12 protein-coding genes and 1 other RNA gene are annotated in these 14,646 nt (G+C 41.2%); 6 read left to right on the forward strand and 7 right to left on the reverse strand.

Annotation, left to right across the window (positions count from 1 at the left end; translation table 11 throughout):
• Positions 1-51: 51 nt before the first annotated feature.
• Entirely contained in the window at positions 52-678 is a 627-nt protein-coding gene (gene sspA / locus B1F84_RS02565; RefSeq protein WP_008110861.1) for a stringent starvation protein SspA, read from the forward strand.
• Positions 678-1,115, forward strand: coding sequence for a ClpXP protease specificity-enhancing factor (locus tag B1F84_RS02570; RefSeq protein ID WP_008110860.1), 438 nt, complete (start codon positions 678-680; stop codon positions 1,113-1,115). Before sspA ends, B1F84_RS02570 begins: the two co-directional genes overlap by 1 nt.
• Before the next feature lie 1,376 nt (positions 1,116-2,491).
• Here the strand turns inward: B1F84_RS02570 and dolP are convergent.
• The 4 genes from dolP to B1F84_RS02590 form a co-directional block, all read right to left on the reverse strand.
• The gene (dolP, locus tag B1F84_RS02575; protein WP_008468380.1) at positions 2,492-3,058 is read right to left on the reverse strand and encodes a division/outer membrane stress-associated lipid-binding lipoprotein; all 567 of its coding nucleotides are present in this window, start codon (positions 3,056-3,058) and stop codon (positions 2,492-2,494) included.
• Positions 3,051-3,644, reverse strand: a complete 594-nt coding sequence (locus tag B1F84_RS02580) for an SIS domain-containing protein (RefSeq protein ID WP_008110721.1) — start codon at positions 3,642-3,644, stop codon at positions 3,051-3,053. Before B1F84_RS02580 ends, dolP begins: the two co-directional genes overlap by 8 nt.
• 142 nt (positions 3,645-3,786) lie before the next feature.
• Positions 3,787-4,158 (reverse strand): YraN family protein, encoded by a 372-nt coding sequence (locus B1F84_RS02585; RefSeq protein ID WP_008110719.1) that lies wholly within the window; start codon positions 4,156-4,158, stop codon positions 3,787-3,789.
• A gap of 9 nt (positions 4,159-4,167) precedes the next feature.
• The gene (locus tag B1F84_RS02590; RefSeq protein ID WP_131690492.1) at positions 4,168-6,048 is read right to left on the reverse strand and encodes a penicillin-binding protein activator; all 1,881 of its coding nucleotides are present in this window, start codon (positions 6,046-6,048) and stop codon (positions 4,168-4,170) included.
• Positions 6,049-6,108: 60 nt separating this feature from the next.
• Between B1F84_RS02590 and rsmI the strand changes: the two genes are divergently transcribed.
• Both rsmI and rnpB read left to right on the forward strand, forming a co-directional pair.
• On the forward strand, positions 6,109-6,966 hold the full coding sequence (gene rsmI / locus B1F84_RS02595; RefSeq protein WP_076919878.1) for a 16S rRNA (cytidine(1402)-2'-O)-methyltransferase: 858 nt from the start codon (positions 6,109-6,111) through the stop codon (positions 6,964-6,966).
• A 42-nt stretch (positions 6,967-7,008) separates the two neighbouring features.
• An RNA gene (gene rnpB, locus B1F84_RS02600) (RNase P RNA component class A) lies at positions 7,009-7,374 on the forward strand.
• Positions 7,375-8,056: 682 nt separating this feature from the next.
• Here rnpB and B1F84_RS02605 read toward each other — a convergent pair.
• Complete coding sequence (locus B1F84_RS02605; protein ID WP_131690493.1) at positions 8,057-9,160, reverse strand: mechanosensitive ion channel family protein; 1,104 nt, start codon at positions 9,158-9,160, stop codon at positions 8,057-8,059.
• Positions 9,161-9,282: 122 nt separating this feature from the next.
• On the opposite strand from B1F84_RS02605, the gene B1F84_RS02610 reads away from it, so the two are divergent.
• Positions 9,283-10,230 (forward strand): YihY/virulence factor BrkB family protein, encoded by a 948-nt coding sequence (locus B1F84_RS02610; protein WP_131690494.1) that lies wholly within the window; start codon positions 9,283-9,285, stop codon positions 10,228-10,230.
• Positions 10,231-10,249: 19 nt separating this feature from the next.
• On the opposite strand, the gene B1F84_RS02615 is transcribed toward B1F84_RS02610, so the two are convergent.
• The gene (locus B1F84_RS02615; protein ID WP_131691897.1) at positions 10,250-13,288 is read right to left on the reverse strand and encodes an EAL domain-containing protein; all 3,039 of its coding nucleotides are present in this window, start codon (positions 13,286-13,288) and stop codon (positions 10,250-10,252) included.
• A gap of 241 nt (positions 13,289-13,529) precedes the next feature.
• Here B1F84_RS02615 and B1F84_RS02620 point away from each other — a divergent pair, with 241 nt between their 5' ends.
• Positions 13,530-14,375 carry a pirin family protein gene (locus B1F84_RS02620; protein WP_131690495.1) on the forward strand — a complete coding sequence of 282 codons (846 nt, stop codon included), beginning with the start codon at positions 13,530-13,532 and terminating at the stop codon, positions 14,373-14,375.
• 22 nt (positions 14,376-14,397) lie between these two features.
• On the opposite strand, the gene B1F84_RS02625 is transcribed toward B1F84_RS02620, so the two are convergent.
• On the reverse strand, positions 14,398-14,640 hold the full coding sequence (locus B1F84_RS02625; RefSeq protein ID WP_010390679.1) for a hypothetical protein: 243 nt from the start codon (positions 14,638-14,640) through the stop codon (positions 14,398-14,400).
• Positions 14,641-14,646: the final 6 nt, after the last annotated feature.

The following is a 14,646-nucleotide window of genomic DNA, read 5'->3' on the forward strand; positions in this document are numbered from 1 at the left end:
AATAGGGGCTTAAGCCCCTATTGCTGTTTTAGTTATTTAATGGAGGTAGGCATGGCCGTAGCTGCCAATAAGCGCCCTGTAATGACCCTTTTTTCTGGTGCTAACTGTATGTATAGCCACCAAGTACGCATTGTACTTGCTGAAAAAGGTGTAAGTGTAGATATTCATATGGCTGAAAAGGATAACCTGCCAGAAGCACTTCACGAAATTAACCCTTACGGCACAGTGCCAACACTGATTGACCGTGAGCTTGGTTTATATCAGGCAAACATCATCATGGAATACCTTGATGAACGTTTTCCTCACCCTCCACTAATGCCAGTATATCCGGTCATGCGTGGTCGTAGTCGATTAATGATGCACCGTATTGATACTGATTGGTACAGCCTAGCTGAAAAAATCATTAACAACACTTCTGATGCCGCGCAAGCTCGTAAAGAGCTTACCGAAGCATTGCTTGCAATAGCACCAATCTTTAGTGAAGCGCCTTACTTTATGAGTGAAGAGTTTAGCTTAGTTGATTGTTACTTAGCTCCACTATTATGGCGTTTACCAGAGTTTGGTATTGAGCTAAATGGTGCAGGCTCTAAAGAACTTAAAGAGTATATGATTCGTTTATTTGAACGTGAATCATTCCAAGCCTCTTTAACTGAAGCAGAGCGTGAGATCCGTTTATAATGACTTCTAATCGTCCTTATTTACTACGCGCTTTTTTTGATTGGATTGTTGATAACGAATGCACGCCACATTTAGTGGTTAATGCTGACTTTCCTGCAGTGCAAGTGCCAACACAGTTTGTTCAAGATGGCCAAATTGTATTGAACATAAGCCCTTCGGCGGTTACGCAGTTTTCGTTAGATAATACTCAGCTTAGCTTTAACGCGCGCTTTGGCGGCCAGCCAATGCAAGTGTACGTGCCTTTAGGGGCTGTACTTGCAATATATGCACGTGAAAATGGCGAAGGCACAGTCTTTACTGCAGATGAGTTTTTAGAGGACGAAGACGATTTTGCTCCAGAGCTTGAAAGTGTCGATTCATCACCAGAGATAGTTGATGAAACGCCAGCTCCCAAGCCTGAAAAGAAAAAAGGCTCACATTTACGCGTTATAAAATAACCCGTAAATGTTAGATAAAAACCGCTTAATAGGCGGTTTTTTTATGTCTGTATGAAAATATTAGGTTAAAGGTTAAAGGTTAAAGGTTAAAGGTTAAAGGTTAAAGGCTAAAGGTTAAAGGTTAGAAAAGCTCACGAGCGACGGGCTGCGAGAAACGGGTTAAGATTGACTGGTGTAGCAGCGGATTTATTCCGCGTCTGATCAAAAGTGAAGAGCAGGCAGTAGGTTTTAGGTATTAGGCAGAGATTAAGCCAAGCACGGTGTTTGGATTAAACGTAGGCGGGGCTTTATGCCGCGCAAAATAGGTTTAAGTTCACTGGCGACGGGCTGCGAGAAACGGGTTAAGATTGACTGGTGTAGCAGCGGATTTATTCCGCGTCTTTTAGTGATTCTATTTACCACAGAAGGTGCAGAGCACACAGAGGAAATGATTAAAGACATGTTTTATTTTCCTTGTCTTCTCTGTGTAGCGCGAAGCGCCTCTGTGTTCTCTGTGGTAAGAAATGTTTTGTAGGCGGGGCTTTATGCCGCGCAAGTTTGATTTAAGTTCACGGGCGACGGGCGACGGGCTGCGAGGAACGGGTTAAGGTTGATTGGTGTAGCAGCGGGTTTATCCCGCGTCTTTTAGTGATTCTATTTACCACAGAGGGTACAGAGCACACAGAGAAAATGATTAAAAACATGTTTTATTTGCTTTGTCTTCTCTGTGTAGCGCGAAGCGCCTCTGTGTTCTCTGTGGTAAGAAATGTTTTGTAGGCGGGGCTTTATGCCGCGCAAGTTTGATTTAAGTTCACGGGCGACGAGAGGCGGGTTAAGGTTGATTTGTGTAGCAGCGGATTTATTCCGCGTCTGGTCTAAAGTGAAGAGCAGGTTTTAGGTATTAGGCAGTGATTAAACCAAGCACGGTGTTTGGGTTCACGGCAGCGGGCTGCGAGAAGCGAGCAACGGGCCTAGAGACTCGAATTAATCAGTTTGGCTAATGGTTATTGTTTTCTCATTCACTTCTCTTGTGCAAAAAGGTTTTAAAGAGATTTTATTCACCACAGAGGGGGCGGAGCACACAGAGAAAATGATTAAAGACATGCTTTATTTGTCCTGTCTTCTCTGTGTAGCGCGAAGCGTCTCTGTGTACTCTGTGGTAAAAATGTTTTTTAAGTGGGGCTTACGACGTGCAAGTTTGATTTTTGGGGGCAATACGTTACGAGCGACGAGTTACGGGCCTAAAACCTTGAACCTAATACCGACGCGGGATAAACCCGCTGCTACAGGCATAAAAAACCTTGCGATATTAACCGCAAGGTATTTAAATTTCTCGAACCTCGAACCTCGAACCTCGAACCTCGAACCTCGAACCTCGAACCTCGAACCTGATATCTTTACAAATACTCAAATACTTTAACTACCCGCTCTACGCCAGAGATATTACGGGCAATATTAACGGCTTGGTTTGCTTCAGCGTCAGATACTAGCCCCATTAAGTATACTTCGGCATTTTCAGTCACTACTTTTATATTATTACTGCTGATGTTTTCAGCGGCTAAAAGCTGCGCTTTTACTTTTGAGGTTAACCATGAGTCGTGTGTTTGCGTGGTAATGCCAATATTAGAGCCAATGCGAAGTTGGTTATGAATTTTGCGGATACCAGATAGGTTCTCAATGGTTTTAAACGCTTGGTTTTTCATTTCTTGGTTAGGCACTTGGCCTACCATTAAAACCACGCCATTTACGCTTATAACGCTGATATGAGCAAACTTATTAAGGCGTTCATCTTCGCTAATAGCAATGCTGGCTTTTATTTCAATATTGTTGTCGTCTATTTGCGAGCCAATGGTTCGCCTATCGTTAGCGGCAGTAACAGCACTGGCTGTACCGGCAACCACAGCAGCGGCACAACCTTGTAATAACACAACAGTGCCTAAAATAATTAGGGAGCGTTTAAACATAATTTTCGTCCTGCGGGAAAAGGGTTAAATCTACCAATTCACTTAAACAGTGAAGGTTAACTAAATGCGATTCAATAATGCGACTCGGGCGTTTAGACGGCGTACGAATTTCTACATCGTTATGGCCAAGCAAGCCAACAAGTTCACCGCCATCATCGCCTACCATTACTATGACCTTCATATCTTTGGTAAGTGCCGCTTCTACTGCAGAAATTATGTGTTTTTCATTACCATTAATGGCAAGTACCAATAATAAGTCACCTTGCTGAGCAAAGGCACGAACTTGGCGTGCAAATGTATCGTGGTCATCTATTTGATTGCCTTGGCCCAAGTTAATATTTTCTTGTGAGAGAGCGATTGCAGGTAAGCAGGGACGTTCTGTTTCGTAAAAATTAACCAGTACGCCTGCCATGTGTTGTGCCAGCATATGGCAGTTTGCAGTACCGCAACAGATCAATTTATTCCCATTGATCAGGCTTTGTGCAATGGTAAATGCCGCTGATTCTAACGCGCTTGGCAACACTTCGCCGGCGGCTATTTGAACTTGAATACTTTCTTTAAAAATTTCTTTAATTGTATCTTGCATGGGTTACCAACAATTTATCTCTAATTCTGTGTGAGCTTACACCGGCTTTATTAAAAAAATGATTATTTTAGGCGTAAGCTATTATTTAACTGTATGCTCAGCATGAAGCTGCTGTAATCGTCTTATTTTTATACATCAGACATTAAAATACATTTTTCAGCCAGTTAATATGTAATGACGGTTCGCCGGTTATAGCAACGTAATCAATACGTAATGGCTGGTTTTTTAAGTTTTTAGCCCCAAGGTAATGATAAATAGTGCGCTTTAACTTAGCTTGCTTTTGCGGGCTTAGCGCATAATTAGCGCCGCCTTTTATGTTATTTTTACGAAACTTAACTTCAACAAACACTAAGGTGTCACCGTCTTTCATAATGACATCAAGTTCGCCGTAGGGGCAGTAGTAATTACGCTCAATCGCTTTTAAACCTTGCGCTTCTAGATACTTTTGCGCTTGACGCTCATAATACTGGCCTTTTTCACGACTATTTTGCCACAGCTGTTTAAACCACGACATGTTAACCCCTTAGTTAATTATGGTTATGCCATCGTTTGCTGATTGCATAAATAGCGGCACAGGGCGTTGTGTTTTTAATTCCACAGGTTTTATACGGCGATTGCTGTACTGTGCCCATTGCAGTGATCGTTCAATATCACCGGCACTATTAATGGATAATTTACCGCTTAAGCCTGAAAAGTATTTATCGGGTGTAATGCTCAGCTGTCTAATATCATTCAGCATGGCGACGGCATCGTAGGCCATGGCAAATAAACGTTGGCTAATATCAGCCTGTTCAGGCCATAAATCATTATATTGCTTACGTAGATTATGCTGCGTAATTTGTGAGTCTAACATCCAAGGAAGTTCGGTAAAGTAAAGCCCATCTAAATCGCCTTTGTCAGTGGTATCTATTTGCTTACTATGACTTTTAGAGCTGGCGTAAATAGGGATTCTGTCGGCAAAGGTGCTTACGTTAACATCCAGATAAGGCTTAATTAATCGGGTCTCTATGGCGTCACCTAATATATAAATTGCATCAATATCGCCACGTGAACGGGTTTCACTTTCTACTTCTTTATTAAAAAGTGTTTTAACCGATTTAATACGCTCTTTTGATTTATCAACTTCTAGTAAGCTGGTAATGGTATTGGGCATATCTTTATTGTCGTTGTAAAAGCCAACTTGTGTGGTTGTTTCACTATAGCGTTGCCATTGCAGATTAAAGTAGTCAATTAAGCGCTGACCATTGGTATTATTTGGCGCTAGCAACATAGGTTTTTGATAACCTTGCGCTAAAAAGTGCTCTAGAGTTTGTTGTACTTCATGCTCTGGATTAAGCGCAAAAAAGTAGTGTTGCAGAGAGGTTCGTTCGCCATCAAAGGTATTTAAATGTAATGTGGGTATATCGAGTAATGTGTTGGTATTAGCGAGCTTATCAATATTGGCTTTTAATAGCGGGCCAATAACAAAGTCTGGTTGTAATTGCGAAATCTGTGCGCTCAACGCTTCGGTTTCGGTATTTTCATCAATAAACAGCGTTTCGCTAATCTCTTTTTTATCAAGTGCAGCCAGTATGCCGGCTTTTAATGCATCTCCTAAGCGCTTGTTAGCACCTGACTGAGGTAATAGCACAACTAAGCGTTCAATATTTAGTGGTGCTAATTCATTGGCGTAAGTATCTTGTTTTGGTAGAACATTGGTACCAGGGTGCCCAAGGTAACGGCGGCGCCAATTATTAATCGCTTGGTCTAAATCAACAGAGCTGTTGGCATAAACCTGATGATACAAAGCTAAGTTAACCCAGCCTTGTTGAATAACCGAGCCACGGTTAAATCGCTCTAATGCATACGAAGAAAGCTGCTTTAAATTATGCCAAAGTGCGTCATTAAGTTTAGGGATAGAAATATTATTTTTTGCTACCGATTCAGAGGCAGCAAAAAAGTAAGGAGCTGCACGTTTTGGTAAGTCTTGCGACGCAAAAATGCTGGCAGTTAAAAATTGGTGCCAAGCAAAATGCTCAGGTTGCTTAAGTTGCCCCTCAAGCGTGTTTAGTACCTCAAGTGCTTGCTGATTTTTATTTTGTTCTTTTTGCGCAAAGGCAATGTATAAACGATTTTGAATTTGATCAACACTGGCGGTAAGTGCAAGTTCAGTGCATATTTTTTCGAGTAGTGGCCAGTTTTCTTCTGTAATTGCGCTATCACGAGCACTATAAAGTAGCTGAATTTTATCAGCGCCATAGCGGTTTTGCGCTAATTGGTAAATAGATTGCGCATTCAGTGCTTCATTTTTCAGCGTATTGGCACTGTTACTTAAGTTATCGCTGGTTTTAGTTGGTTTTTCGGTTGTGCTACACGCCGATAACCCTGACAATATAATTAATAGACTAACTAGTTTAAGTCGCACAATGATTTCCCATACGTTAACGCGATTTGCTTATATTACTGACTGACGCAGGAGACCTCAATGTTAAATGAGGAGAATTCACAGAAAATTGGCACTCTTTACGTTGTTGCCACCCCAATCGGCAATTATGACGACTTAAGTCAGCGTGCAATCGCGACATTATCGCAGGTTGACTTAATCGCGGCTGAAGACACTCGCCATACTGGTAAGCTACTTAGCCACTTTGGTATTAAGGCTAAAACCTTTGCGTTACATGACCATAATGAAAAGCAAAAAGCGCAGCAAATTATCGACCAACTTAATCAAGGGTTAAATATTGCATTAGTTTCTGATGCAGGCACACCCCTGATCAGTGATCCTGGTTATGCGGTGGTTAATTTATGTCGTGAGCAGGGCGCAAGTGTAACACCCGTGCCTGGTGCATGTGCTGCTATTACGGCGGTATGTTGTTCTGGGTTACCTACTGACCGTTTTCAATTTATTGGTTTTACACCTGCCAAAAGTAAAGCGCGCCAAGACTTTTTTATAGATGCGGTTAACTCAAGTATTACCAGTATTATGTATGAAAGTACCCACCGTATTATGGCAAGCCTTGACGACTTAGAAGTAGCGCTAGGTAGTGAGCAGCAGGTGGTATTTGCCAAAGAGCTCACTAAAACCTTTGAAACTTTCTTTAATGGCACAGTGAGTGAGTTAAAGCAGTTTTTAACTGACGATCCTACCAAGCAACGCGGTGAAATAGTACTCATGCTGCCAGGGAAAGCTAAGGTAGTTGACGATATTCCGCCAGAAGCCCGTAAAATGTTAGCGTTACTCGAAAACGAAATGCCAATGAAAAAAGCCTGTGGTGTAGTAGCCGATTACTTCGGCATGAAGAAAAACGCGTTGTATAAAACAATTATTGAAGAAAAACAGTAAATGTTTACTGCGTAGTGTGGTGCTCTCATGTATACTGCGCGCCGAGTTAGCCAAGATAATCGCTGCCTGTGACGAAAATGATCAGGGGGAGGAAAGTCCGGGCTCCATAGGGCAGAGTGCCAGTTAACGGCTGGGGGGCGTGAGCCCACGACAAGTGCAGCAGAGAGAAGACCGCCAATCTTCGGATTGGTAAGGGTGAAAGGGTGCGGTAAGAGCGCACCGGGCCGCTAGTAATAGTCGGTTGCAAGGTAAACTCCACTCGGAGCAAGACCAAATAGGGTTCCTTATGGCGTGGCCCACGTTGGAACCGGGTAGGTTGCTTGAGCCATAGAGCGATTTATGGCCTAGACGAATGATTATCACTTTCTTCGGAAAGGACAGAACCCGGCTTACCGGCTGACTCACTCATTCAATAAAAAAGCCCGCAGTTAACGCTGCGGGCTTTTTTGTGTTTGAAATAAGCTGTCAGGTCCCAGTCGGGCGGCGGATTGCGGGCGGCGAGAGACGAGCGACGAGGAACGGGTTAAGATTGACTGGTGTAGCAGCGGGTTTATCCCGCGTCTGGTTAAAGACAAAGGTTCTAGGTGCTAGGTATTAGGTTTTAGGTAGAGATTAAGCCAAGCACGGTGTTTGGATTAGACGTAGGCGGGGCTTTATGCCGCGCAAATGTAGCAGCGACTTTATGTCGCGTCTGTTAGTGATTTTATTTACTACAGAGGTAAAGAGAACACAGAGGAAATGATTAAAGACATGGTTTATTTGCTTTATCTTTTCTGTGTAGCGCGAAGCGCCTCGGTGTACTCTGTGGTTCAAAATGATTTTTAAAGCGGGGCTTTATGCCTCGCAGGTTTGGTTTAAGTTCATGGGTGACGGGTGACGGGCCTAAAACCTAATACCTAAAACCTAATAACGACGCGGGGTGAACCCGCTGCTACAGGTATAAAAAAACCTTGTAATATTAACTGCAAGGTTTTTAAATTCCTCGAACCTCGAACCTCGAACCTCGAACCTCGAACCTCGAACCTCGAACCTCGAACCTCGAACCTCGAACCTCGAACCTCGAACCTCGAACCTCGAACCTCGAACCTATCTATATAATATTTTTGCCTTGCTCCGGATCGCGCGATTCATCGGCTTGCTCGCGAATATCATCCGTATCACTGCTTACATCATCAATACTGTGTTCATGCTCTGTGTTTTTATGTTTTTGAGTATGTGGTTTCTCTTTAGTTTTTTCTGTTGTCTCTGTTTTAGCTTCGCTTGCTGTGGGGTAAATATCTTCACCTTGGCTATTGAGTAATACACGCTCTCTAGCATCGTCAGGCATACTTATATTATGTTGTGTAAAGCTGTTGATTAACTCTCGCATAAGCTGTGAGGCTACTTTTACAACGCTGTATTGTTCGCCATTGACCCAAAAGTAAACAGTAAAGTTGATAGTGGCGGAGCCTAAGTTATCAACCAATACTTGAGGAGGCGGATCGCTAAGCACAGAGGTTTGAGCTGATATAACGCTAATAGCAAGACTTTGCGCGCCGCGAATGTCATTATCGTAGCCAATACCAATTGAGAAATGACCGCGCATCTTTGGATTAGCGGTTAAGTTTTTAATGGTATTTTTATACACAGTCGCATTGGGTATTTGAATATGATTGCCATCGTAGTCAACTAAAGTGGTTGCTCTTGCAGTTACTTTTTTAACTATACCTATTCTGCCATCAACTTCTATTACATCATCTATTTTAAACGGACGTTGTACGCTTAGTAACAAGCTGGCGATAAAGTTTTCAGCAATATCCCGAAAGGCAAACCCTAAAATAAGCCCTATTAACCCAGTGCCACTCATAATAGCGACCGCGAATTCAGTCAAGCCAGCCAAACGTAAAAATAGGTAAAACCCGAGTAAAATGATTAAGGTACTAATGCCACGCCTAGCAACTAGGTGTACTAATTTACTGTTGGTCATGTAAGTAACGGGCTTTATTAACAAGCGTGATAATGGGGTGGCGATTAAATAACTAATCACCAAAATAATAATCCCTAAAAACAAAGTGGGCAGTAATTGCACGAATGAGTGTAGTAATTGCACGCTTTGCTCTTTTAAAAAGTCCCATGAAACCGAGTTTGGCTGAGCGGTGTTGATTGCAGGAATAGATGCGTTATTAGCGAGTGTTGCAATTAAAGCGCTGAGCATAGGAGCCATCCGTGTTAGGTTGAGTTAATTAGGGTCTGTGTAAAACAATAGCAGCAAGTTTAATACCAAGGGATATTTGTTTGGCAAACATCTTGCAATTAATTGGGAAAAGGGAGTTAGCTATGAGTGACTTTAAGCGTGGCCAAAGAGCCAAGCAGCCTAACCATATCCCTCTGCGTGGCTGGTGGGATATTGCAAAGCGAATTATTAAACAAATGAGCCGTGATAATTTATCCTTAGTAGCTGCAGGCGTGGCATTTTATGCGCTTCTTGCTATTTTTCCAGCCATTGCGGCATTGGTGTCTGTGTATGCTTATTTTGCTTCACCGAATGAGATTAGTGCGTATTTAAGTCAGTTTATGGCGTTATTGCCACAAAGTACCCAAGAGATTATTTTGTCTCAGGTTTCAAGTCTTGCGCAAAAGTCTCAAACTAGTTTAAGTCTCAGTGCGCTGGGTACTTTATTGCTTACTATTTGGAGTAGCTCTAAGGGCAGCCAAGCTTTGATCACCGCGTGTAATATTAGTTATCACGAATACGAAAAACGCTCATTTTTTAAGGCGCAACTTGTACGTTTATTATTTTCAGTGGGTGCGATTGTGGTGGCGGTCATTGCATTGGTAATCATAGGTATATTACCGCTTGCCCTTAATTTATTGGGAATTAAAGAGAGTATCGATTTTTTAATCATGCTTATATCGTGGCCATTACTGGCACTGACCTTTAACTTTGCATTATTAATTTTATACCGCTATGCGCCACATAGAAAAGCCGCCAAGTGGCGTTGGGTCAGTGTAGGCTCATTGACAGCCACGGTATTATGGATTGTGGCATCTTTTGGCTTTTCATTTTATGTGTCACACTTTGCTAGTTACAACGAAACATATGGTTCCCTGGGCGGGGTGGTCATTATGCTAATGTGGTTATTTATTAGTGCTTATATCATTATTTTAGGAGCCACAATCAATGCCGCGTTAGAGCAGCAAACGGCGCAAGATAGCACGATAGGCCCAGATAAAAGAAGAGGGCAGCGAGGTGCTTATGTTGCAGATCACCTCGATACTCAATAACCAAGATTAACTAATTATTTTAGTTTAAGTTAATTACTTGGTTTGTTGTTATCAGCTGCATAAACGAGGTTTTGTGCAGTGGCTTTGAAAACAAATAGCCTTGGCCATAATCACAACCAGCCTCAAGTAATAAATCCATTTGTAATTTTGTTTCTATGCCTTCGGCAATTACTTTTAAACCAAGCTGATGAGCCATCATAATAATTGCTTCACATAAGGCGAGCTCTTGGCTATCTTTTTGAATATTATCAACAAAGCGTTTATCGATTTTTAGGTAGTCGGTATCCATTTCTTGTAAGTAAGCAAGCGATGAGTAACCCGTACCAAAATCATCGAGTGCCAATTGCATCCCTGATTTAACCAAGGCTTTTAAGCGGCTTTGGGTCAGCTCTTCAGGATTAACCATCAAGCCTTCAGTAATTTCTGCCACAATACTCGATGCAGGTAAATTTGCTGCCTCAAGCATGTCGTACCAATCGTCTATGCCGCTGTCTGTGGCTGCCAACTGCACCGGCGATACGTTAATACTGATTTGAAATTCATCTTTAATATGCTTTTTAATGTCGTTGAGTGTTTGTAGTGCCTCAGCAAATACAAATTGACCAAGCGCATTGATTTGTCTGGTTTCCTCGGCTAGGGGAATAAAGTCAGCGGGGCTGATCAGGCCTTTTTCTGGGTGCTGCCAACGAATAAGTCCCTCAGCTTTATGAATATGTAAATCATCAAGCGATACAATAGGCTGGTAATATAACTCAAACTGCTCTAGCTCTATGGCTGAGCGAAGCTCTTTGAGCAACTGCATTCTTGCATTTGCATCTTCACGCATATCATGTGAGAAAAATTCAAAGTCATTTCGGCCGCTATTTTTTGCCTTATACATAGCTTGGTCAGCAGCTTTAAGCAGTTGCTCTGGGTTTTGGCCATCATCTGGCGCGCAGGCAATACCAATACTGGCACTTATATACACTTTTTCATCTTCAATAAAAATAGTCGAAGCAAGGCTAAGTAGCAGTGATTTTGCTATTTTTTTGATATTATCGCTACCGCGTAAGTCACTAAATACAATAACAAATTCATCGCCACCAATACGTGCTACAAAGTCAGCCTCTTTGGCTGTTTGCACAATTCGCTCAGATACTAATTTAAGTAATCTATCGCCATAATGATGGCCTAACGTATCATTAATATCTTTAAAGTGATCAATATCTAACAGCATAATGACCAGTTTTTGGTCGTGGTTGTTTACGCTCGTAAAGCGTTTATTTAACCGCTCTTTTAGTTCTAGTCGATTAGGTAAGTCGGTTAAATGATCAAAATGAGCTTGTCGCCAAATTAGCTCGTCAGCTTGTTTTTTCTCGGTTAGATCAGTAAAAATAGCAATACGGCTAGTTGGGGCTTTATTTTTATCGTAAATAGTATCTATGGTTAACCATTCAACATACAGCTCGCCATTTTTACGACGATTGGTTATTTCACCTTGCCAGCGGCCAGTTTTATTTATTGACTGCCACATGTAATCATAAAACTCTTTATCGTGTTTACCCGATGATAAAATACCCACCGTTTTATTGAGTACTTCTTTTCGAGAATACAAAGTTGTTTCACAAAATGCAGGGTTCACATCATAAATAACGCCATTTTCATCTGTGATTGCCATACCTTCACTGCTGTTGTTGTAAACTAATGACGCTAAATGCAAAGACTCTTGATTCTGCTTTCGTTGCGTGATGTTACTAATAACAATTATAAACTCATCCACTTTTTTCATTGGGCTGATTTTAGCTTCATAAAACTGATTGTCTTGTTTATGTTCAAGCTCAACAGTGACAGGAGCGCTCAGGGTTGTTAAGTACTCTTCTACTTGTTTTAAATTAGCACTAGAGAATAAGCATGATAACTTTTTAGGCGGTGTTGAATGGCTATAATTTAACGATTTAATACGTCCACCGGTATCAAGTATATTGCCATTGGCATCTACACGTAAAAAAGCATCGGGTAGCGCATTAAGCAAGCTATTAAGCTCGTCATGTTTATGTTTAAGGCATGCTTCAGCTGTTAAGCGAGTTTCGGCCATATATTTAAAACGATGATAGAGTCTATTTAGCTCAGGACTATTGGGCTGCTCGTCGTCATGAGGCATATTACCGGCTGCTAAGCGGTTAACGGCCTGCGTTAAACTTTTAATCGGGTTTAAGATGCTTTTATTAACTAATCGTCTAGCCAATACGGCTAAAAGCAAAATGGTCATTAAAAATCCCAAAACCATTTTTACAAAGTTAATATCTATTTGCTCAAGTGTTTCATCTATTGGTTGAGTAATATAAATAGAGAGCTTATTGTTATTGCCATCACGATAGAGTGTTGTTTGATGGAAAACTCTTCGGATACCATCTTTTCCTTTAAAAATAACACCAGCTTGCAAGTTATGCGCTAAATCGAACTTTTCCAATTTGTTGCCTAGTCTATCGGCTGAAAAAGGGTAGTTAGCTAAAATACTACCGTTAGAGTCAGTAATGACAGCTCTGATTTCTGTCGATAAATTTAAAGTATTAAGTGCCGAGCTCCACCAGTCTAAAGCGATTACGGTCACAATAACGCCTTCAATATCATTATTTTCATTTAAGATAGGGTAAGCAAAGTTAATACTTTGCGCTTTGAGGCTGCGATCGTGCTGGAAATGGCCAATACTGAACTCTTTACTGGCGATCGCGTTTTTAAAATAGGGACGGTCACTAATGTTAATATTAGTGTCGCTACTTTTTGAGGTACAAATTAGGTCACCATTTTTATTTACTATACCAATATTCGCGATATTACCATTGAGTGCCTTAACATCTAAAAAATACGCAGGACAAGTAGAGGGTAAAGATTGAATGTTTTTCTGTTTTTTTGCTAAAAACTCAGTAACTTTTTTGACATCATCAATCATGCTTTGTTGTTTGATAATTAGTTGCTCAGTGATGGTGCGCACTTTTGTCTCGTGCTCTTTAATGGCTGCATCACGACTAAACCACAAGGTTACTAAAATAATAGCAGCAACAGGTATGCAAATTAGCATAAGAAGGCGGTAGAGTTGATGTTTTAATGATGAAGTAAAAATAGTCGTATCCAAATTAGTGCAAAGTAGAGTGACGCTTGATAATCCTACTATAAATAACCATTGAAGTACTAAGGTTATATCTAAGATTTTGCAATAAAATAGTGTTGCATATGATTGAAATATATTAATTTACGTATAAAAAACATGATGAAATAATAATTTAATCCCTTATATATTTACATAACATATTAGGCAAAAAATGAAAATAACCAAAGTTTTAACTGCTTATGCTACCCAAGATGGGGATGGCGTCAATATCCGTCGTATTCCAGGATTTGATGGTAAATATTTAGACCCATTTTTAATGATTGATGAGCTTAAATCTGATGATGAGAGTGACTATATTGGTGGTTTTCCTCCTCACCCTCATCGAGGTATCGAAACTTTTACCTATATTTTAAAAGGAGGATTTGAGCATAAAGATCAAATGGGTAACATAGAAGCGATTCGCGCCGGTGACGTGCAATGGATGAGCACCGGTAGTGGTGTTATGCACAGTGAAATGCCACTTGCTGATGCTGAAAAAGGCTTACATGGCTTTCAAATTTGGCTCAATATGCCAAGCGCTGACAAAATGCGTGAGCCGCAATACCAGGATACCACAGAGCATCCAGCACCGAGGTTTACTAATCAACAAGGTATTAGTCTTAAAGCGCTAGCAGGGACATGGCAATTTGATTCACAGCAATTGGTTTCAAGCTTACAAAACTTAGCCGCTAATGGTGCTATAGCCGATGTGGCTTTGCCTGCAGGTAAGGAGCTTTATCTACCAGCACTAAAACAGCAAAAAGTGATGATTTACATACACACTGGGTCATTAGAATCAGCGCAAGGTGAAACCTTTGATGCAGGAAAATTACTTATTGTTGAGCCATCGAGTGATATTTGCATACGTGCCGAAAAAGCAGCAGGTGTTCTGATTTTAGCAGCTGATCCGCTTAATCAGCCAATTGCACATATGGGGCCGTTTGTAATGACCACTGAAGCTGAAATCCGCCAAGCGGTTAGCGATTATCAAAACGGTTATTTTGGCTCACTGTCGTGACGATTTAATGTAGGAGTGAATTTTAAGCGAGTAGTTTTAATAACCAACTGTATTTTTTTACCATGTTGGTGTCTCCCTTTGCCGACTCCACAACCGCGCCTGCGGTAAAAGCACTAACGAGCCCCACTTTTGTTGCGGCAAAACGTTTGGCTCGATATTTTATTGCCGTGAGGTGCTGACGCTTTAGCTCAGAGCGCATCACGACTTCTTTGTGTAGCTGTTGCACTCGAGCATTCGGTGAGTTGATCAAGTAATTAATTAACATAATAGT

Source organism: Pseudoalteromonas sp. DL-6, assembly GCF_004328665.1.
Lineage (GTDB): Bacteria > Pseudomonadota > Gammaproteobacteria > Enterobacterales > Alteromonadaceae > Pseudoalteromonas.